Annotated in this window: 16 protein-coding genes and 1 tRNA gene; 10 read left to right on the forward strand and 7 right to left on the reverse strand. The window is 71.1% G+C overall.

What is annotated here, in order from left to right; genetic code table 11:
• Positions 1-184, reverse strand: a 184-nt coding sequence (locus tag KBC94_RS27595; protein ID WP_294378350.1) for a hypothetical protein, incomplete at its 3' end; no start/stop codon positions are given.
• A gap of 149 nt (positions 185-333) precedes the next feature.
• On the opposite strand from KBC94_RS27595, the gene KBC94_RS27600 reads away from it, so the two are divergent.
• The 9 genes from KBC94_RS27600 to KBC94_RS27640 all read left to right on the forward strand — a co-directional run bounded on the left by KBC94_RS27600 (position 334) and on the right by KBC94_RS27640 (position 12,431).
• A complete protein-coding gene (locus KBC94_RS27600; protein WP_294378352.1) occupies positions 334-933 on the forward strand; it encodes a formate dehydrogenase subunit gamma in 600 nt (199 codons plus the stop codon).
• Positions 930-2,513, forward strand: coding sequence for an NADH-quinone oxidoreductase subunit NuoF (locus KBC94_RS27605; RefSeq protein ID WP_294378354.1), 1,584 nt, complete (start codon positions 930-932; stop codon positions 2,511-2,513). Before KBC94_RS27600 ends, KBC94_RS27605 begins: the two co-directional genes overlap by 4 nt.
• A 48-nt stretch (positions 2,514-2,561) precedes the next feature.
• Positions 2,562-5,453 carry a formate dehydrogenase subunit alpha gene (fdhF, locus tag KBC94_RS27610; RefSeq protein WP_294378357.1) on the forward strand — a complete coding sequence of 964 codons (2,892 nt, stop codon included), beginning with the start codon at positions 2,562-2,564 and terminating at the stop codon, positions 5,451-5,453.
• On the forward strand, positions 5,443-5,685 hold the full coding sequence (locus KBC94_RS27615; RefSeq protein WP_294378360.1) for a formate dehydrogenase subunit delta: 243 nt from the start codon (positions 5,443-5,445) through the stop codon (positions 5,683-5,685). The genes fdhF and KBC94_RS27615 overlap by 11 nt, the downstream gene beginning before the upstream one ends.
• A gap of 155 nt (positions 5,686-5,840) precedes the next feature.
• On the forward strand, positions 5,841-7,745 hold the full coding sequence (locus KBC94_RS27620; RefSeq protein WP_294378363.1) for a sugar phosphate isomerase/epimerase and 4-hydroxyphenylpyruvate domain-containing protein: 1,905 nt from the start codon (positions 5,841-5,843) through the stop codon (positions 7,743-7,745).
• A gap of 69 nt (positions 7,746-7,814) precedes the next feature.
• Positions 7,815-9,209 carry an MFS transporter gene (locus KBC94_RS27625; RefSeq protein WP_294378366.1) on the forward strand — a complete coding sequence of 465 codons (1,395 nt, stop codon included), beginning with the start codon at positions 7,815-7,817 and terminating at the stop codon, positions 9,207-9,209.
• A 217-nt stretch (positions 9,210-9,426) separates the two neighbouring features.
• Entirely contained in the window at positions 9,427-10,281 is an 855-nt protein-coding gene (fdhD, locus tag KBC94_RS27630; protein WP_294378372.1) for a formate dehydrogenase accessory sulfurtransferase FdhD, read from the forward strand.
• 147 nt (positions 10,282-10,428) lie between these two features.
• Positions 10,429-11,436 (forward strand): tripartite tricarboxylate transporter substrate binding protein, encoded by a 1,008-nt coding sequence (locus KBC94_RS27635; RefSeq protein WP_294378376.1) that lies wholly within the window; start codon positions 10,429-10,431, stop codon positions 11,434-11,436.
• Positions 11,437-11,483: 47 nt separating this feature from the next.
• Positions 11,484-12,431 (forward strand): TauD/TfdA family dioxygenase, encoded by a 948-nt coding sequence (locus tag KBC94_RS27640; protein ID WP_294378378.1) that lies wholly within the window; start codon positions 11,484-11,486, stop codon positions 12,429-12,431.
• A 260-nt stretch (positions 12,432-12,691) separates the two neighbouring features.
• Here the strand turns inward: KBC94_RS27640 and mnmH are convergent, their stop codons facing one another.
• From mnmH to KBC94_RS27665, 5 genes are all read right to left on the reverse strand, one after another.
• Positions 12,692-13,744: a tRNA 2-selenouridine(34) synthase MnmH gene (gene mnmH / locus KBC94_RS27645; RefSeq protein ID WP_294378381.1), complete on the reverse strand. Its 1,053-nt coding sequence runs from the start codon at positions 13,742-13,744 to the stop codon at positions 12,692-12,694.
• Between the two features lie 115 nt (positions 13,745-13,859).
• Positions 13,860-14,663 (reverse strand): phosphonate ABC transporter, permease protein PhnE, encoded by an 804-nt coding sequence (gene phnE / locus KBC94_RS27650; RefSeq protein WP_294378383.1) that lies wholly within the window; start codon positions 14,661-14,663, stop codon positions 13,860-13,862.
• Complete coding sequence (locus KBC94_RS27655; protein WP_294378385.1) at positions 14,660-15,520, reverse strand: ABC transporter permease; 861 nt, start codon at positions 15,518-15,520, stop codon at positions 14,660-14,662. Before KBC94_RS27655 ends, phnE begins: the two co-directional genes overlap by 4 nt.
• 111 nt (positions 15,521-15,631) lie before the next feature.
• Positions 15,632-16,453 carry an ATP-binding cassette domain-containing protein gene (locus tag KBC94_RS27660; protein WP_294378387.1) on the reverse strand — a complete coding sequence of 274 codons (822 nt, stop codon included), beginning with the start codon at positions 16,451-16,453 and terminating at the stop codon, positions 15,632-15,634.
• A 21-nt stretch (positions 16,454-16,474) separates the two neighbouring features.
• Positions 16,475-17,341, reverse strand: a complete 867-nt coding sequence (locus tag KBC94_RS27665) for a putative selenate ABC transporter substrate-binding protein (RefSeq protein ID WP_294378389.1) — start codon at positions 17,339-17,341, stop codon at positions 16,475-16,477.
• A 116-nt stretch (positions 17,342-17,457) separates the two neighbouring features.
• On the opposite strand from KBC94_RS27665, the gene selD reads away from it, so the two are divergent.
• Positions 17,458-18,510, forward strand: coding sequence for a selenide, water dikinase SelD (selD, locus tag KBC94_RS27670; protein WP_294378479.1), 1,053 nt, complete (start codon positions 17,458-17,460; stop codon positions 18,508-18,510).
• A gap of 764 nt (positions 18,511-19,274) precedes the next feature.
• Here the strand turns inward: selD and KBC94_RS27675 are convergent.
• A tRNA-Sec gene (locus tag KBC94_RS27675) sits at positions 19,275-19,367 on the reverse strand.
• Between the last annotated feature and the right edge of the window lie 104 nt (positions 19,368-19,471).

A 19,471-nucleotide genomic window follows, 5' to 3' on the forward strand; every position in this document is an offset into this window, starting at 1 on the left:
GGTTAGCACCCTTGCCTCTCGTGCGTCCGGCCACGCCCACGCTGGCACCAGCCGCCAGCCGCCAGCCGCCAGCCCCCAGCCACCAGCCACCAGCCACCAGCCACCAGCCACCAGCACCGACGCCGACGCCGACGCCGACGCCGACGCCGACGCCGACGCCATTCACCTCACACCCCCGGCCCATTCATTCCTTGAATCACCCCATGTCGCGAAGCAATTTGCGACCGCCACCCCCGGCGCGGACACTCGGCCCGAGACAACTCCAGCGTCACCGCCCGGCTGCCGCCCATCCGCCCTTGGCGCGGCGCCCGAGCGACCGGTGACCGCCCCACGATGGCCCAGACCCCCACACCGCCCAGCGGCCCCGCACGCGTTCGCAGCGAACGCGTGCTCGCCACCCCCGACGAACTGCGCGACCGACTGCGCCAGCTGGGCCGCGCCCCCGCCGAAGCCGCCGATCCGCGCCTGGCCACGGTCCGCGAGATCGTCGCGCGCCATGCCCTGCAGCGTGGCGGCCTGCTGCCCGCCCTCCACGACGTGCAGGACGCGCTGGGCTTCGTGCCGGCCGAGGTCGTGGGCGAGATCGCGCTGGGCTTCAACCTCTCGCGCGCCGAGGTGCACGGCGTCATCAGCTACTACCACCACTTCCGCAGCGAACCCGCCGGTCGGCATGTGCTGGAGGTCTGCCGCGCCGAGGCCTGCCAGGCCATGGGCGCCGAGGCCCTCTGGCAGCATGCCTGCGAGGGCCTGGGCCTGCCCGAGGCCGGCGGCACGCGGCCCGACGGCAGCATGACGCTGCAGCCCGTCTACTGCCTGGGCCTGTGCGCCCAGTCGCCGGCCGCCATGCTCGATGGCCGTCCCCATGCGCGGCTCTCGCCAGAGCGGCTGGACCGCGTGATCGGCGCCTGCATGGCGACGGAGGTGACGGCATGAACCCCACCACCCTCTACGTGCCGCGCGACAGCGCCGCCCTCGCCGTCGGCGCCGACGAGGTGGCCGCCGCCATCGAGCGCGAGGCCGCAGCCCGCGGCCAGCCGGTGCGCATCGTGCGCAATGGCTCGCGCGGCATGCTCTGGCTCGAAACCCTGGTCGAGGTGCAGACGCCGCAGGGCCGCATGGGCTACGGCCCCGTAGCGCCCGAAGACGTGCCGAAGCTGTTCGAAGCCGGCTGGCTGCAGGGCGGCGTGCACGCGCTCTCGCTGGGCGTGGTCGACGAACTGCCCTGGCTGAAGCGCCAGCAGCGCCTGACCTTCGCCCGCGTGGGCCTCACCGACCCGCTGTCGCTGGCCGACTACGAGGCCCACGGCGGCCTGCTGGGCCTGCGCCGTGCGCTCGCCATGCCCGCCACCGAGGTGGTGCAGCAGGTGACCGATTCGGGCCTGCGCGGACGCGGCGGCGCGGCCTTTCCGGCCGGCATCAAGTGGAGGACGGTGGCCTCGGCCGTCGCCAGCCACAAGTACGTGGTCTGCAATGCCGACGAGGGCGACTCCGGCACCTTCTCCGACCGCATGGTCATGGAGGGCGACCCCTTCGTGCTGGTCGAGGGCATGGCCATCGCCGGCATCAGCACCGGCGCCACGCGCGGCTACATCTACGTGCGCTCCGAATACCCCTTCGCCGTGCGCACGCTGCGCGAGGCGGTGGACATCGCCCGCACCGCCGGCATCCTCGGGCCCGACGTGCTGGGCAGCGGCCGCGCCTTCGACATCGAGGTGCGCATGGCCGCCGGCGCCTACGTCTGCGGCGAAGAGACGGCCCTGCTCGAAAGCCTGGAAGGCAAGCGTGGCATCGTGCGCGCCAAGCCGCCGATCCCGGCGCTGTCGGGCCTGTTCGGCCAGCCGACGGTGATCAACAACGTCATCACCTTCGCCTCGGTGCCCATCATCCTGGCGCGCGGCGCGGCCTTCTACCGCGACTATGGCGTCGGCCGCTCGCACGGCACGCTGCCGATCCAGATCGCGGGCAATGTGCGTCGCGGCGGGCTGGTGGAGCTGGCCTTCGGCGTCACGCTGCGCGAGCTGCTCGTCGACTGGGGCGGCGGCACCGCCTCGGGCCGGCCGGTGAAGGCGGTGCAGGTGGGTGGTCCGCTGGGTGCCTACGTGCCCGAGTCCCGGTGGGACGTGCCGCTGGACTACGAGGCCTACGCCGCCATGGGCGCCGTGGTGGGTCACGGCGGCATCGTGGTGCACGACGACACGGCCGACCTGTCGCGGCTGGCGCGCTACGCCATGGAATTCTGCGCGATCGAATCCTGCGGCAAGTGCACGCCCTGCCGCATCGGCTCCACGCGCGGCGTCGAGGTGATCGACCGCATCACGGCGCGCGCGGGCACGGCCAAGGAAGAGCAGGTCGAGCTGCTGCGCGACCTGTGCGACACCATGCTGGCCGGCTCGCTCTGCGCCATGGGCGGCATGACGCCGTACCCGGTGCTGTCCGCGCTCGACCATTACCCCGAAGACTTCGGGCTGCAGCCGGCCGCCGCCGCGCAGGCCACTGCTGGCGCCGTCGCCTGACGCGCCACCTCCGCACGAAGAACGAACGAGACCCGCAAGGAGCCCCCGATGCTCGACCACCTGAAGACCACCGACCACGGCACGCCGCTGCGCGAGTCCGCGCAGGCAGTCACGCTGGAAATCGACGGCCAGTCCGTCACCGTGCCGCAGGGCACCTCGCTGATGCGTGCCGCCGTCGATGCCGGCGTGCAGGTGCCCAAGCTGTGCGCCACCGACAGCCTGGAGCCCTTCGGCTCCTGCCGGCTGTGCCTGGTCGAGATCGAGGGCCGCAAGGGCTTCCCAGCCTCATGCACCACGCCGGCCGAAGCCGGCATGAAGGTCCGCACCCAGAGCCCGAAGCTGCAGAAGCTGCGCAAGGGCGTGATGGAGCTCTACATCTCCGACCACCCGCTGGACTGCCTCACCTGCTCGGCCAACGGCAACTGCGAGCTGCAGGACATGGCCGGCGTCACCGGCCTGCGCAACGTGCGCTATGGGTTCGACGGCGCCAATCACCTGAAGGCGGCCAAGGACGAATCCAACCCCTACTTCAGCTACGACCCGTCCAAGTGCATCGTCTGCAACCGCTGCGTGCGCGCCTGCGAGGAGACGCAGGGCACCTTCGCGCTCACCATCAGCGGCCGCGGCTTCGACTCGCGCGTCTCGCCGGGGCAGGACCAGCCCTTCATGGAAAGCGAATGCGTGAGCTGCGGCGCCTGCGTCGAGGCTTGTCCCACGGCCACGCTGCAGGAGAAATCGGTCATCGAGCTGGGCCAGCCCGAGCACAGCGTGATCACTACCTGCGCCTACTGCGGTGTGGGCTGCGCGTTCAAGGCAGAAATGAAAGGCACGCAGGTCGTGCGCATGGTCCCCTGGAAGGACGGCAAGGCCAACGAAGGCCACAGCTGCGTCAAGGGCCGCTTTGCCTGGGGTTACGCGACGCACCAGGACCGCATCACGACGCCCATGATCCGGGCCAAGATCACCGACCCGTGGCGCGAGGTCAGCTGGGAAGAGGCCATCGCCCATGCGGCCTCGGAGTTCCGCCGCATCCAGGCCAAGCACGGGCAGGATTCCATCGGCGGCATCACCTCCAGCCGCTGCACCAACGAAGAGACCTACCTGGTGCAGAAGCTCATCCGCGCGGCCTTCGGCAACAACAACGTCGACACCTGCGCGCGCGTGTGCCATTCGCCCACCGGCTACGGCCTGGGCCAGACCTTCGGCACCTCGGCCGGTACGCAGACCTTCAAGTCGGTCGAGAAGAGCGACGTGATCCTGGTGATCGGCGCCAACCCGGCGGCGGCGCATCCGGTGTTCGCCTCGCGCATGAAGAAGCGCATCCGCCAGGGCGCGCGCCTGATCGTCATCGACCCGCGCGAGACCGAGATGGTCCGCGGCCCGCACCTGCAGGCCGACTTCCATCTGGCGCTCAAGCCCGGCACCAACGTGGCGGTGATCAGCGCGCTGGCGCATGTGATCGTCACCGAGGGCCTGCTGGCCGAGGACTACATCGCCGAGCGCTGCGACGAGAAGTCCTTCCGGGCGTGGAAAGATTTCGTGGCGCGCCCGGACAACTCGCCCGAGGCCATGGAGGCCGTCACCGGCGTGCCCGCCGCCGTGGTGCGCGGCGCCGCGCGCCTCTATGCCACCGGCAATGCCGAGGGCGTGAAGACGGGCCGGCCCGTCAACAGCGCCATCTACTACGGCCTGGGCGTGACAGAACATGCGCAGGGCTCGACCATGGTGATGGGCATCGCCAACCTGGCCATGGCCTGCGGCATGGTCGGCCGCGAGGGCGTGGGCGTGAACCCGCTGCGCGGCCAGAACAACGTGCAGGGCAGCTGCGACATGGGCAGCTTTCCGCACGAGCTGCCGGGCTACCGCCACATCAGCGATACCACCACCCGCAGCCAGTTCGAGGCCGCCTGGGGCGTGGAACTGAGCCCCGAGCCGGGCCTGCGCATTCCCAACATGTTCGACGCCGCGCTGGGCGGCAGCTTCAAGGGCCTGTACTGCGAGGGCGAGGACATCGTGCAGTCCGACCCCAACACCCAGCATGTGGCCGCGGCGCTCTCGGCCATGGAATGCATCGTGGTGCAGGACATCTTCCTGAACGAGACGGCCAAGTACGCCCATGTGTTCCTGCCCGGCTCGTCCTTCCTGGAGAAGGACGGCACCTTCACCAACGCCGAGCGCCGCATCTCGCGCGTGCGCAAGGTCATGCCGCCGCTGGCCACGTATGCGGATTGGGAGGTGACGCAGCTGCTGGCCAATGCGCTGGGCTACCCGATGCGCTACACGCATCCGCGCGAGATCATGGCCGAGATCGCGGCGCTGACGCCCTCCTTCGCGGGCGTCAGCTACGACAAGCTCGACCAGCATGGCAGCCTGCAATGGCCCTGCAACGACAGCACGCCCGAGATCGGCACGCCGATCATGCACATCGACAAGTTCGTGCGCGGCAAGGGCCGCTTCATCGTCACGCAGTACGTGGCCACGGACGAGAAGGTCACGCCGCGCTTCCCGCTGCTGCTGACCACCGGTCGCATCCTGTCGCAGTACAACGTCGGCGCGCAGACGCGGCGCACGCCCAACAACCAGTGGCACAGCGAGGACCGGCTGGAGATCCATCCGCACGACGCCGAGGAGCGCGGCATCCACGACGGCGACTGGGTGGGCATCACCAGCCGCGCCGGCGAGACCGTGCTGCGCGCCACCGTCACCGAGCGCATCCAGCCCGGCGTGGTCTACACCACCTTCCACTTCCCGGAGTCGGGCGCCAACGTCATCACCACCGACAGCTCGGACTGGGCCACCAACTGCCCCGAGTACAAGGTGACGGCCGTGCAGGTCGCGCCCGTCACGCAGCCGCAGCAGCGCTCGGCCTGGCAGCGCGACTACGCCCGCTTCAACGCCGAGCAGATCGCCCACCTGGAGGCCGCCACCGATGGACGCTGACAACCTGGTGCGCATGGCCAATCGCATCGGCGACTTCTTCGCCGCGCAGCCCGACCGCGAGGAGGCGCTGGCGGGCATCGCCGAGCACCTGAAGAAGTTCTGGGCGCCGAGGATGCGGGCCGACTTCCTGGCGGCGCTGGATGCAGACGCGCCCGCCTTGCATCCCCTGGTGCGCGAGGCCGTGACGGCGCATCGCGCGCAGCTCGCACCGGTGGCCCGGGTTCAGGGTTAACCCCGGACGCGTGCGATCATCGAACGCTCAGGTGCGTTCAGCGAACAGCTGCGCACGGGCGACGTTGTAGGCGCAGGCCGCGTCTTCTTAAAGTCGCGGCCGTTTCGGCCACTTTGGGCCGACCCTCGACCTTCTTCGTCCCAAGCTCTGCCGCCATGCGCCGTTCCATCGCCACCGTTTCCCTCAGCGGCACGCTGCGCCAGAAGCTGGAGGCTGTGGCGGCGGCCGGATTCGATGGCGTGGAGCTGTTCGAGCCCGACTTCACGCACTTCCCCGGCTCGGCCGCCGACCTGGGCCGCATGGCCGCCGATCTGGGCCTGACGATCGACCTGTTCCAGCCCTTCCGCGACTTCGAGGCCATGCCGCCCGGGCCCTTCGCCCGCAGCCTGGACCGTGCCGAGCGCAAGTTCGACCTCATGCAGGCCATGGGCGTGCCGCTGATGCTGTGCTGCTCCAACACCTCGCCGCTGTGCGTGGACGCACCGGCGCTGGCCGCCGAACAGCTGCGCGCGCTGGCCGACCGCGCCGCGCGCCGCGGCCTGCGCGTGGGCTTCGAGGCCCTGGCCTGGGGCCGCCACACCTCGCTCTACGGCCAGGCCTGGGACATCGTGCGTCGCGCCGACCATCCGGCGCTGGGCCTGATCCTGGACAGCTTCCATACGCTCTCGCTGCGCGACGACCCGGCCGGCATCGCCGCCATCCCGGGCGACAGGATCTTCTTCCTGCAGATGGCCGACGCGCCGCTGATGAGCCTGGACGTGCTGCAGTGGGCGCGCCACCACCGCTCCTTTCCCGGCCAGGGCGACTTCGACGTCGTGGGCTTCTACGAGCAGGTGCTGCTGGCCGGCTACAGCGGCCCGCTGTCGCTGGAGATCTTCAACGACGTGTTCCGCGAGACGCCCAACCGCCGCACCGCGGTGGACGCGATGCGCTCGCTGCTGTACCTGGAAAGCCAGGTGCGCGAACGCCTGGCAGCCCGCGCCGCGGCGTCCGAGCCCGACGCCCGCGCTGCCTCGGCCCTGACGCTGCGCGGCCTGGCCGAGCCGCCGGCCGCGCCGGCCTTCGCGGGCGTTGCCTTCATCGAATTCGCAGCCGACGAGGCCACTGCGCCGCAGCTCGACGTGCAACTGCGCCAGTTGGGCTTCCGCCGCGCGGGCCGCCACCGGTCCAAGGCGGCCACGCTGTACCGGCAAGGCGACATCGCCATGATCGTCAATGCCGAGCCGGCTTCCTTCGCGCGCAGCCGCTTCGAGCTGCACGGGCCTTCGGTCTGCGCCCTCGGACTGCGCGCCGCGCAGCCGCAGGCCGCGCAGGACCGCGCCGTCGCCCTCTGCTCGCAGCGCCATCGCAGCCCGCTCGGGCCGGGTGAGGTGGAGGTGCCGGCCATCGTCTCGCCCGGCGGCAACCTGATGCATTTCGTCGACGCGGCGCTCGGCACCGACGGTCTGTTCGCCGCCGACTTCGTGCTGGACGAGGGGCAGGCGCCCGATGCCGGCCTGCAGCACGTGGACCACGTGGCCCTGGGCCTGAACCTGGACCAGTACGACACCTGGACGCTGTTCACCCGCGCCGTGCTGGGCCTGTCGCTGGCAGAGAGCCAGGAGCTGGCCGATCCCTTCGGCCTGGTGCGCAGCCGCGCTGCGGCCGATGCCGACCGCAGCCTGAGGCTGGTGCTCAATGCCTCGCTCAGCCGGCGCACGCTCACCGCCCGCGCGGTGAACCGACGCGGCGACGGCGGCGTGCACCACATCGCCTTCGCCTGCGAGGATATCTTCGATACGGTGGCCCGGTTGCGCGCGCGCGGCGTCGCCTTCCTGCCGATCTCGCCCAACTACTACGACGACCTGCCCACGCGCTTCGATCTCGACCCGGCATTGCTGGCGCGCATGCGCGAGGCCGGCGTGCTGTTCGACCGCTCCACGCAGGGCGACTTCCTGCACATCTACACGCGCGCCGCGGACGAAGGCCTGTTCTTCGAAGTCGTGCAGCGCATCGGCGCCTACGACGGCTATGGCGCCGCCAACAGCGCCGCCCGCATGGCGGCCCAGGCCCAGGCCTGAGTCAGCCGTCGCCTCTTACCCTCATCCGTTCCACAACCACACGCCACACCACAGCGGAGACCTCGCACCATGTCCACCTCTTCCCACGCGAACGAGCCCGAAGGCCGGCGCCAGTCCAAGAAGGCCGCTGCCAGCGGCTGGATCGGCTCGGCGCTGGAGTACTACGACTTCTTCATCTACGCCACGGCCGCCTCGCTGATCTTTCCCCAGATCTTCTTCCCCAAGGGCGACCCGGCCATCGCCATCATTGCCTCGCTGGCCACCTACGGCGTGGGCTACGTGGCGCGGCCCATCGGCGCCTTCGTGCTGGGCCACATGGGCGACACCCGCGGCCGCAAGCAGGTGCTGGTGCTGTGCATGTTCCTGATGGGCTTCTCGACCATCGCCGTGGGCCTGCTGCCCACCTACGACCAGATCGGCCTGTGGGCGCCCGCGCTGCTGGTGCTGTGCCGCCTGGTGCAGGGCTTCGCCGTCGCCGGTGAGATTTCCGGTGCCAGCTCCATGATCCTGGAGCACGCGCCCTTCGGCCGCCGCGGCTTCTTCGCCAGCTTCACGCTGCAGGGCGTGCAGGCCGGCCAGATCCTGGCCGCTGCCGTCTTCCTGCCGCTGGCGCACTACATGCCCACCGACCAGTTCAACAGCTGGGGCTGGCGCGTGCCCTTCATCCTGAGCTTCATCGTCATCATCATCGGCTGGATCATCCGCCGCGAGGTGGACGAGACGCCCGCCTTCACCCAGGAAGGCGCCGCCAAGCCGCGCTCGCCCGTGACCGAGGCCTTCAAGCACCACGCCCCCGACATGCTGCGCGTGGTGCTGATGTCGCTGATGAACGTGATCCCGGTCGTGGCCACCATCTTCGGCGCCGCCTATGCGGTGCAGCCGGCCTACGGCATCGGCTTCCACAAGGACGTGTACCTGTGGATCCCCGTGCTGGGCAACATCCTGGCCGTGCTGGTGATCCCGCTGGTCGGCAACCTGTCCGACAAGATCGGCCGCCGCCCGCCCATGATCGTGGGCTCGGTGCTGGCCGGCCTGCTGGCCTTCGGCTACCTGTATGCCATCAGCATCGGCAGCGTGCCGCTGGCCATCTGCATGTCGCTGCTGATGTGGGGCATCGTGTACCAGGGCTACAACGCCGTCTTCCCCAGCTTCTACCCGGAGCTGTTCCCCACCCGCACCCGCGTGTCGGCCATGGCCATCTCGCAGAACGTGGGCACCGCCATCACCGCCATGCTGCCGGCCGTCTTCGCCGCCGTGGCGCCTCCCGGCTCCACCAACATCTGGCTGACCGTGGGCGCGCTGGCCTTCGGCATCACCGTGATCTCGGCCGTGGCCTGCTACACGGCCCGCGAGACGTACCGGCTGGCGATGAACGACCTGGGCAAGCCCGAAGCGGCCCCGGTGCCCGAAGGCGAATACATGCGCCTGCGCGACGAGGCGCTGGCCCAGGCGGCGCGCGCCTGATCCGCGCCAAGCCCCCGGCGGCGGTGCGGCGGGTGGATCCTTCCACCACGCCGGCCGTCCCGGCTGGGCACAATCCCGAGGCCGTGGTGCTGCAAGCGCCATGGCCTTTTTTCATGGGCGTGACGCGTGCCGACAGGGCGGCGACGCCTGCCCGCCGTGGCGTCATCCGTCCGCCTCGGTCATCGCGCCAACGACCGCCCGCCTGCTTATCCCCGCCATGTCCGACACCGCCACCGAACCGCTGCTGCCTTCCCTCGTGCGCCTGCCCGTACGCGTGCAGGGCGAGGCCGGGCTGCCGCCCGAAGGCGCGGCGCGCGAGGACGTCCTGGCGGCCGAGGTGCCGGTGGCGCTGGTCTTCAATGGCATTTCGCATGCGGTGATGATGGCCACGCCGCAGGACATCGAGGACTTCGCCCTGGGCTTCGCGCTGAGCGAAGGCATCCTCGACACGGCCGCGGACTGCCGCGGCATCGAGGCCGAGGCCATCGACGCGGTAGCTGCAGGTCTGCCCGAGGGCATGCCCGGCATCGAGGTGCGGCTGGAGATCTCCACGCGCGCCTTCGAGCGCCTGAAGGGCCGCCGTCGCAGCCTGGCGGGGCGCACCGGCTGCGGCGTGTGCGGCGTCGAGAGCTTCGCCGCGCTGGACCTCACGCCTGTGCCGCTGCCCCCGCCCGACTGGCTGCCGCAGGTGGATCTGGCCACCGTGCTGCGCGGCTTCGCGCAGATGCCGCCGCGCCAGTGCCTCAACGCCGAGGCCGGCGCCATCCATGCCGCCGCCTGGGCCGCGGTGGGCGGTACGGTGAGCGACGTGCTGGAGGACGTCGGGCGGCACAACGCGCTCGACAAGCTCATCGGCCGCCTGGCCCGCGAAGGCCGGCTGGGCACGCCGGGCTTCGTGCTGCTGTCCAGCCGCGGCAGCCACGAGTTGGTGCGCAAGTGCGCGCGGGTGGGCATCCATGCGATGGCCACCATCTCTGCGCCGACGGCCATGGGCGTCCAGGTGGCGCGCGCCAGCGGCGTGCGGCTGTGGGGGCTGTGCCGGGCGCCGCGCGGGGTGCTCTACACGCCCTGAGGCGGCTTGGCCGCGGGCCCTGCGCCGGCTTGCTCGTTTTTCGCAGAAGCAGAGACGCAAAGCTTCTTTGTGCGTGGGGCGCGCACTGCCTAGATTCGTTCGTTTGGTCTCGCGGATGTACCGGGGCCGCCGTCCATGGATCAACGCATGATGCAGCCGCCCTTCCTTCCAAACCGTAGAAGCTTTCTTGCCGGCATGGGGGCGCTGGCCGGCAGTGCCGCCACAGGGCTGGCCGTGGCGGCCGAGTCCTGGGCCCCTGGGCCCCGGGTTGAGTTCCTGGTGCCGTCCGGGCCGGGTGCGGCACTGGATGCGGCGGCCCGCAAGCTGTCACGGCTGCTGGAGCAGCAGAACCTCAGCCCGCCGGTGGTCGTCTCCAACCGCTCCAGCGCGCATGGCATCGTGGTCCTTCAGGCGCTGCAGCAGGCCGAGCGCAATCCCAACGTGCTGGCCACGCTCAGCAGCTCCCTGGTCTACAGCGAGGCGCAGGGCGCGCTGCCGGTGCCCTACACCGAGTTCACGCCGCTGGCCACGCTGCTGACCGAATACGTCGTCGTGGCCGTGCGTGCCGATTCGCCGCTGCGCAGCGGCGGCGACCTGATCGCCCGGCTGCGCCAGGATCCGGCCGCGCTCAGCATCGGCATCGCCACCACCCTGGGCAACCACATCCACCTGGGCATCGCCCGGCCGCTCAAGGCAGGGCAGGTGGACGTGACCAGACTGCGGGTCATTCCCTTCAAGTCCTCCGCGGAGTCGCTCAACGCACTGCTGGGCGGGCATCTGGATGTGATCTCCGCCACCACGCCCAATGTGGTCGGCCAGCTCAAGGCCGGCGCCATCCGCCTGCTGGCCGTGGCCTCGCCACAGCGGCTGGGCGGGGTCTTCGCCGGGGTGCCGACCTGGCAGGAGCAGGGCATCGCCGCCGTCGGGCAGTCGGTGCAGGGCGTGATGGCGCCCAAGGGCATCAGCGCGGCGCAGCAGGCCTACTGGACCCGCGCCCTGCGCGAGGTCACGCGCACCGCCGACTGGACGGACTTCCTCGCGCTGAACCAGTGGCAGGACAACTTCCAGGGGCCGAAGGAGACCGCGGCCCAGCTGGCGACGGAATACCGCGAGGTGCGCGCCCTGCTGACGGAGCTGCGCCTCGTGCAGGCCTGACGGGCCGCGCCTGCCAGTCCACCCACCAACAACACCGGAGACCACCCATGAGCGACCGCCCCCCTCTTCATCCCGACAGCGCCGTGCGCGTGCAGCCGCTGTCCGCCCACACCGGCGCGCAGATCCATGGCGTGGACCTGCGCGCCCCGCTGCCGCCGCAGGATGTGGCCGCCATCCGCGCCGCACTGCACCAGTGGAAGGTGGTGTTCTTCCGCGACCAGCCGCTCAGCCATGAGCAGCACATCGCGCTGGCCCGGCAGTTCGGCGATCCGACCGTCGGGCATCCCGTCTTCGGCCACGTGGACGGCTATCCCGAGCTGTATTCGATCGCCAAGTACCGGCGCGCGAACAGCCACGAAGGCCAGCCCGAACTGCGCCCGTGGACGGGTTGGCACACCGACGTCACGGCCGCGCACAACCCGCCTGCGGCCTCGATCCTGCGTGGCGTGACGATCCCGCCCTATGGCGGCGACACGCAGTGGACCAACCTGGTGGCGGCCTATCGTGCGCTGTCTGCGCCCATGCAGCGCTTCGTCGATGGCCTGCGCGGGCTGCACCGCTTCAGCCCGCCGGCCGGCGCCAATGCCTCGCCGGAGTACCTGGCGCTGGTGCAGAGCAAGACGCTGGTGAGCGAGCATCCGCTGGTGCGCGTGCACCCCGAGACCGGTGAGCGGGCCCTGTTCGTCAGCCCCGGCTTCCTCAAGAGCGTGGTCGGCCTCACCCCGCGTGAGAGCCGCCAGCTGCTGGAGCTGCTGTGGGAGCACATCGTGCGGCCCGAATTTACCGTGCGCTTCAAGTGGGAGCCCGGCTCCATCGCCTTCTGGGACAACCGCGCCACCGCCCATGTGGCGCCCTTCGACATCTTCGACCTGGACTTCGACCGGCAGCTCTACCGCATCACGCTGGTGGGCGAGGTGCCTGTGGGCGTGGATGGGCAGCCGTCGACGGCGGTATCGGGCGATCCGCTGCTCGCGGCCCACGGCGCAGCGTACTGACGGCAAACACCCCCATGCCGCTTCGCGGCTCCCCCCTTCTCTTGCGCCTTCGGCTTGGAGGGGGGCGCACCCGGCGGCCTGGCGAAGCCAGTTCCGCGGGTGCCCTGGCATGGCCTGCTCCGCGGCCGTTAGATTCCTGTCGCTGGGGCGGTTTCAAGCCATGCGGGCGGCGCACAGCGCCATGGAAAGCCGACTCGCGGCTGGCCCGACTTCGGCGTTGAGAGGACTCCGCGCAGACGTGGCGCGCGGCAGGCCTGGCCTCAGCCTTCGTTGAGCACCGCCTCGGCGGCGGCATCGATGTCTTGCGGCGCCAATGCGGTCACTTCCACTGAACGTCGCGTGGCCCAGGCATGGAAGTGCTTTGCCTGCGAGCGCTCGTAGTGCGGGTCGTAGTGCAGGGCCATCAGCTCGCCGAAGAGCAGCGGCAGCGCGCCCTCGCGGGCCCACTGCTGCCAGCGCTGCACCGTCTCCTTGCCCTGCATCTCCTTGAGCGCGCCCAGGCGCTCGGCCAGGGCCTCGCGGTCGTCGCCCAGGTAGGCATAGTCGGTGAGCAGGTAGGCGAGGCGCGCCTCGGGCGTGGCGCGGATCTCGATGCAGTCGGCCGCACGCATGCGCTCCACCAGTGGCTGCGGCACGGAAAGACGGCCGATGCGCGGGCTTTCGCCTTCCACGTACAGCGGGCGTGAGGGATCGCAGGCTTCGAGCGCGGCGGCGATGCGGGTCTCGAACTGCTTCTGCGACGGCTGTGGCACACCCGGCCAGGCGCCCAGCAGCGAGCCCTTGTGGCAGGCCGCGGCCTCCAGGTCCAGCACCTGGGCGCCGCGTGCGGCCAGGGCCTGCAGTACGCGGGTCTTGGCGCTGCCGGTGGCGCCCACGATCACGCGCAGCTGCATCGCCGGCACCAGCTGGTCGATCTGCGTGACCACATGCTTGCGGAAGGACTTGTAGCCGCCGGCCAGCTGCTGCGCGTCCCAGCCCACCAGGCGCAGCCACTGCACCATGGAGCCGCTGCGCAGGCCGCCGCGCCAGCAGTAGACCAGCGGCCGCCACTTGATCGGCCGTTCGGCCATGACCGGGCTCTGCAGGTGCCGCGCCAGATTGGCCGCCACCATCGCGCCGCCCACGCGGCGGGCCTCGAAGGCGCCCTGCTGGTGGTAGAGCGTGCCGACGATGCGGCGCTCCTCGTCGTCGAGCACTGGGCAGTTGATGGCGCCGGGAATGTGGTCCAGCGCGAATTCGGAGGGGGAGCGTGCGTCGATGACGGTGTCGAAGGCGTGGCGGTCTTCCGGGCGGACGGGACGGGGCTGGCTCATGGGGCGCGATTGTCGGCGGGCGTCTCAGTGCTGCGGCGCCAAGGGGGATCGGCCATGAGCCGGTCCCGCCAGCGTTGGTCTGGACGGCTGCCGGCGCAGCGCGGCCGTCGTCACTTCAGGCGCCCCAGCGCCGCCGCACCCAGCCGCTGGCGCCGTCCACCCCCGCCACCAGCGCGAACATGCCCAGCAGCACCGTCATCGACTGCGCCTGCTGGAAGATCGACAGGTGGAAGTACAGCATCTGCCCCAGCCCGCCGCCGCCCACGAAGCCGAGCACGGCGGCCATGCGGATGTTCATCTCCCAGCGGTAGAGGCTGTAGGCCAGCCACTGCGGGGCCACCAGCGGCAGGCTGGCGTAGCCGAAGGCGGCGATGCGGCCGGCGCCGGCCTCGCGCAGGGCGCGTTCGGGCGCGGGCGGCGCGTTCTCCAGCGCCTCGGCGAACAGCCGGCCCAGCACGCCGGTGGTGTGCAGCGCCAGCGCCAGCGCGCCGGCGAAGGGGCCGATGCCAGCGGCCAGCACCATCAGCGCGGCCCACACCAACTCGGGCACGCTGCGCAGCAGGTTGAGCACGAAGCGCGCGGCCTGCTGCGCCGGCCAGCCTGCGCGACCGGATGCGGGCAGCGCCAGCATCGCCCCGGCGATCACGGCCAGCACGGTGCCCAGCGCCGACACGGCCAGCGTCTGCAGCGCGCCATGGGCGGTGCGCGCCAGGAAGTCGGGCGACAGGTCGGGCGGGAAGAACTCGGCGACGAAGCGGCCCATGTGGCCCATCGATTCGGCCGAGACCAGCGCCGACAGGTCCAGCCCCAGCCAGACGAAGCTGGCGACGATGGCGGCCAGCACGGACAAAAGCACGCCGCGGCAACGCCAGCAGGGCGCGGGGCGCGGGGGCAGGGTCTTGGCGACATTGCCGTTCATGCCAGCAGCTTCCGCAACCCATTCGACAGCGCATCCGCGAGCAGCACCAGCGCCAGGAAGACCAGCAGGATGCTGCAGGCCTCGCCGCCGTTGAGCATCTTCATCGACTGGTCCATCAGCTGGCCCAGGCCGCCGGCGCCGACGAAACCCATGACCACCGAGGCGCGCACCGCGCATTCCCAGCGGTAGACGGTGTACGAGGCTAGCTCCTGCGCCGCGTTGGGCAGCAGGCCGTAGGCCAGGGCGGCGATGCGGCTGCTGCCCGATTCGAGCAGCGCCTGGGCCGGCCGGTTGTCCACCGACTCCAGGATCTCGGCATACACCTTGCCCAGCATGCCGCCGTAGGTGACGGCCAGGGCCAGCACGCCGGCCGCCGGGCCCAGGCCCAGCGCGCGCACGAAAAGCAGCGCCCACACGATCTCGGGAATGGCGCGCAGGCCCATCAGCAGCAGCCGCGCCGTGCGGCGCACGATGCCACCGCGCAGCCGGCCCGGACCGGGGCCGAGGCGCGACACCGACAGCGCCCGCGTGGCAGCGAAGGCCAGCGGCACCGCGATCACAAAGGCCAGCGTGGTGCCGGCCGTGGCCATGGCCAGCGTCTCCAGCGTGGCGCGGCCGAGCAGGGCCAGGAAGTCGGGGGCCAGCGAGGGCGGCCAGAAGGCGGCGAGGAAGCCGCCGATCACGGCCAGGTTGCCGCTGGTCAGCAACTGCCAGGGCTGGAATTCGGAGAGCTGCAGCACCGGCCAGGCGATGGCGAGGGCCGCCAGTGCGCCGACCAGGCGGCGGCGTGCAGCCGGGTCGCGCAGCGGTGGTGCGTCCGACGGGGCCTGCGCAGCAGTCAGCGTGCGACTGGGCATTGGCGTTCCGAGCGGAAAAAGGTGGGCTGCGGCGTCATCGGAAGTCGGCGCGTATGCCGGTGGAACGCGGGGCCATCGGCCACCCGAAGGCAGGAAAGGCGGGCCGCCCGATCATCGGCAGCCCGAAGGAATGAAGGCCGCGGCCGGCGGCATCACCGCCGTTGCCGTGGCCTCGTCGGCGGCAGGCAGGCCGCCTTCCGCGGCATACAGCGCGCCCAGCCGCTCCGGCGTGACCTCGGCCGCCGGCAGATCGAACAGCACGCGCCCGGCCTGCAGGCCCACCACGCGCGGGAACCAGCGCAGCGCCAGGTCCACCGCATGCAGCGAGGCGCACAGCGTCGCGCCGGTGGCCTCGCTCTGGGCGGCCAGCGCGCGCAGCGTGGTGTCGGCCAGCGTGGGGTCGAGGGCGGAGACGGGCTCGTCGGCCAGCAGCAGGTCGGGCCGCTGGTAGAGCACGCGCGCCACCGCCACGCGCTGGAACTGCCCGCCGGAGAGCCGGTCGCAGCGCTCGAAGAGTCGGTCCTCGATGCCCACCTGTGCCAGTGCGGCATGCGCGCCCTGCAGGTCGCCGGGCCGCAGCAGCGAGCCCAGCGCGTGCAGCGTGGACCACTGACCCAGCCGGCCCGAGAGCACCGCCGTCACGGCCCGCAGACGCGGCGCGATGGGCGGCTGCTGGTGCACGGTGCCGATGCGCGCGCGCAGGGCGCGCAGGCGCCGCGCGTCGGCTTGCCAGGGTGCCTGGTCCAGCAGCGTGACGTGGCCTTCGCTCGGCCGCAGCGCCGCACCCAGGATGCGCAGCAGCGTGGTCTTGCCTGCGCCCGAGGGGCCGATGAAGGCGATGCGCTCGCCCGGCCGCGCGGCCAGCGTCACGCCTTCGAGCGCCCGCTGTCCGTTGGGATGGACCAGGCCCACGCCTTCCAGTGCAAAGCTCACGCTGCGCCTTTCAGGGGGGACTTACTTGATCAGGCCGGCCGACTTGCCGGCGGCCTCGATGCCGTCGTAGTTGGACGACTGCGTGGGCACGAACTTGCTGGCGCGCTGCAGCTGCATGATCTCCTTGTGCTCGGGCTTGGCCGGGTCGAGCTGCAGGAAGGCGTCGGTCAGCTTCTTGGTCAGCGCCGGGTCCAGGCCGGGGCGCACCGTCCAGTTGTAGTCGAAGTAGGGCGGCGTGGTGGCCAGCACGCGCACCTTGGCGGCGTTGGGGTTCTTGGCCTCGACCAGCTTGTCCCACACCGAGGCGTTGAGCACGCCGGCCTCGGCCCGGCCCGCGGCCACGAAGGCCACGGTGGCGTCGTGCGCGCCGGAGTAGGCGACGGTCTTGAAGTCCTTCTCGGGGTTGATGCCGTCCTTCAGCAGGAAGAAGCGCGGCATCAGGCTGCCCGAGGTGGAGGAGGGCGCGCCGAAGGCGAAGGTCTTGCCCTTGAGGTCGGCCAGGGTCTTGGCGGTGCTGTCGGCCGGCACGATGAACTTGCTGGTGAAGGCCTCGTCCTCGGCGCGCTGCACGATGGGCCTGGCACCGCCGTTGGTGCGGATCTTGGCCTGCACGTAGGTGAAGCCGCCCAGCCAGGCCAGGTCGATCTTGTTGGTGGCCAGGCCCTCGACCACGGCGGCGTAGTCGGTCACGGGCGTGAACTGCACGTTCATGCCGGTCTGCTGCTTGAGGTATTCGCCCAGCGGGGCGAACTTGCGCTGCAGCTCCGTGGGCGCTTCGTCGGGAATGGCGGACACGCGCAGGGTGCCGGTCTGGGCATGGGCCGGGAGCGTGGCGACGGCGGCGGTGGCGAGCAGGGCGGCCAGGGTGGCGCGGCGAGAGAAGGTCATGGTATTGGCCTCGTTGAAAAGACAGGATGGCAAGGGCAGGAATGGGGGCGCTTCGATAATCCGACGCTTACCCAATCCGCCTTCAGGAGAACACTGCGATGCAGCAGCAGCGACCGATGAACCCGCTGGCGCCGATGCGCCTGACCAGCTTCTCGCACGGCGGCGGCTGCGGCTGCAAGATCGCACCGGGCGTGCTCAGCGAGATCCTGCGCAGCAGTGGCGCTGGCCTGATTCCGCCGGAACTGATGGTGGGCATCGAGACGGCCGACGATGCAGCGGTCTATCGCCTGAACGACGAGCAGGCGCTGGTGGCGACCACCGATTTTTTCATGCCGATCGTGGACGACCCCTACGAGTTCGGCCGCATCGCCGCAACCAATGCGATCAGCGACGTGTACGCGATGGGCGGCAAGCCGATCCTGGCGCTGGCGCTGGTGGCGATGCCGGTGAACCAGTTGCCCGTCGAAGTGATCGGCGACATCGTGCGCGGCGGGCAGGACGTGTGCCGTGCGGCGGGCATTCCGATCGCGGGCGGCCACACCATCGATTCGGTGGAGCCGATCTACGGCCTGGTGGCGCTGGGGCTGGTGCACCCGGACCGCGTGCGGCGCAATGCCGATGCGCGGCCGGGCGATGTGCTGGTGCTGGGCAAGCCGCTGGGCGTGGGCGTGCTGTCGGCGGCGCTCAAGAAGGAGAAGCTGCCGGAGTCGGGCTACCGGCAGCTGATCGCCAACACGACGAAGCTCAACACGCCGGGGCCGAAGCTGGCGGCGTTGGACGGCGTGCATGCGATCACCGACGTGACGGGCTTCGGTCTGGCCGGCCATGGGCTGGAGCTGGCGCGGGGCGCGGGGCTGCGGGTGGTGATCGAGTGGCCGCGCGTGCCGCTGCTGGAGGGCGTGGCGGCGATGGCGGCCGATGGCTTCGTGACGGGGGCGTCGGGGCGCAACTGGGCGGGCTATGGGGCCTCGGTGTCCTTGTCCGCTGGGCTGCCTGAGGTTGCACAGGCCCTGGTGACCGATCCGCAGACGGCGGGTGGGCTGCTGGTGAGTTGCGCGCCGGAGGCGGTCGATGCGGTGCTGGGCGTGTTCCGCGAGGAGGGCTTCGAGTCGGCGGCTGTGATCGGTCGTTGCGAGGCGGGTTCCGCGGGATTGGCGGTCGAAGGCTGAGTTCTTTGCGCGGCGCTGCGCTGCCGTGGTGTTTGGCGCCACGATTGCCCTGCGTTCGTAGGGCTGGCCTGCTGTCTGGCCTGTGTGGACTGTCTGCGCTGTCTGCGCTGTCTGCGGTCGAGGGGTCGTCTGGCCTGCGCGTTCAGGGAGGTCCGCCTCGTGCGGGGCGCCCGCGGGCGTCACCCACAGGCTGCGCCGCTCGCTGAACGCTCGCGGAACCTGCGGTGCTCGCCGGATGAGCGCGCGGCATAACTCGCTGCGCTGCCGCAGGCAGCTCCGCTCGGACAAATGCCGCGAGTCAGAAGGAACGGCCCGCGGGGACCGCGGGCCTCGCTCATCCGGCTGCGCGCCTCGGCGCATCCTGAGGGCGCCACCCGCGGGCACCCCGCACCAGGCTCTGCGGTGGGCGTGGGACGGGCTCCCCTTCGGGATTGCCCGCCGGGGGCGGCCCTGGGGTGCGTCGGCGGTCTGGCTCCTCTCCCCGCTGGGGAGAGGCTGGGTGAGGGGCCAGCGGCGGTGGATGCGCTGCACGTGAGCCACCGCCCGGGCCCTCACCCCAACCCTCTCCCAGAGGGAGAGGGAGCAAGAGCGCGCCGTCCTCGACGCTTGAACTTGCAGCAAACCTGACTCCGATACGCCTTTCGGGGGATAGCCGCCGTCGCGAGCGGGTCGAGGTTGCGCCGAGAAGCGCAGCCGTACATGGGTACGGCGAGCATCGCAGGTGCAAGATCGACCCGCGCAGCAGGCGGATGCCCCCGAAAGGGCGGAGGGGAGAGGGAGTCGAACCCTCCCAGCGACGCGTGGCGCCACCCACCGGGTTTGAAGCCCGGCCGCCCCACCAGGGACGTTTCCCCTCCGAATGGGCGGCCGCTGCGCGGCGCCCATGGAATGTTGTCTTGCGCGGCCCCGCCGCTGCCCGGTCGCCTGCGGCGCCAACCCTGCCACCTTCGTGGCCGGCATT

Source organism: Pseudacidovorax sp. (assembly GCF_017991995.1).
Lineage (GTDB): Bacteria > Pseudomonadota > Gammaproteobacteria > Burkholderiales > Burkholderiaceae_C > Xenophilus.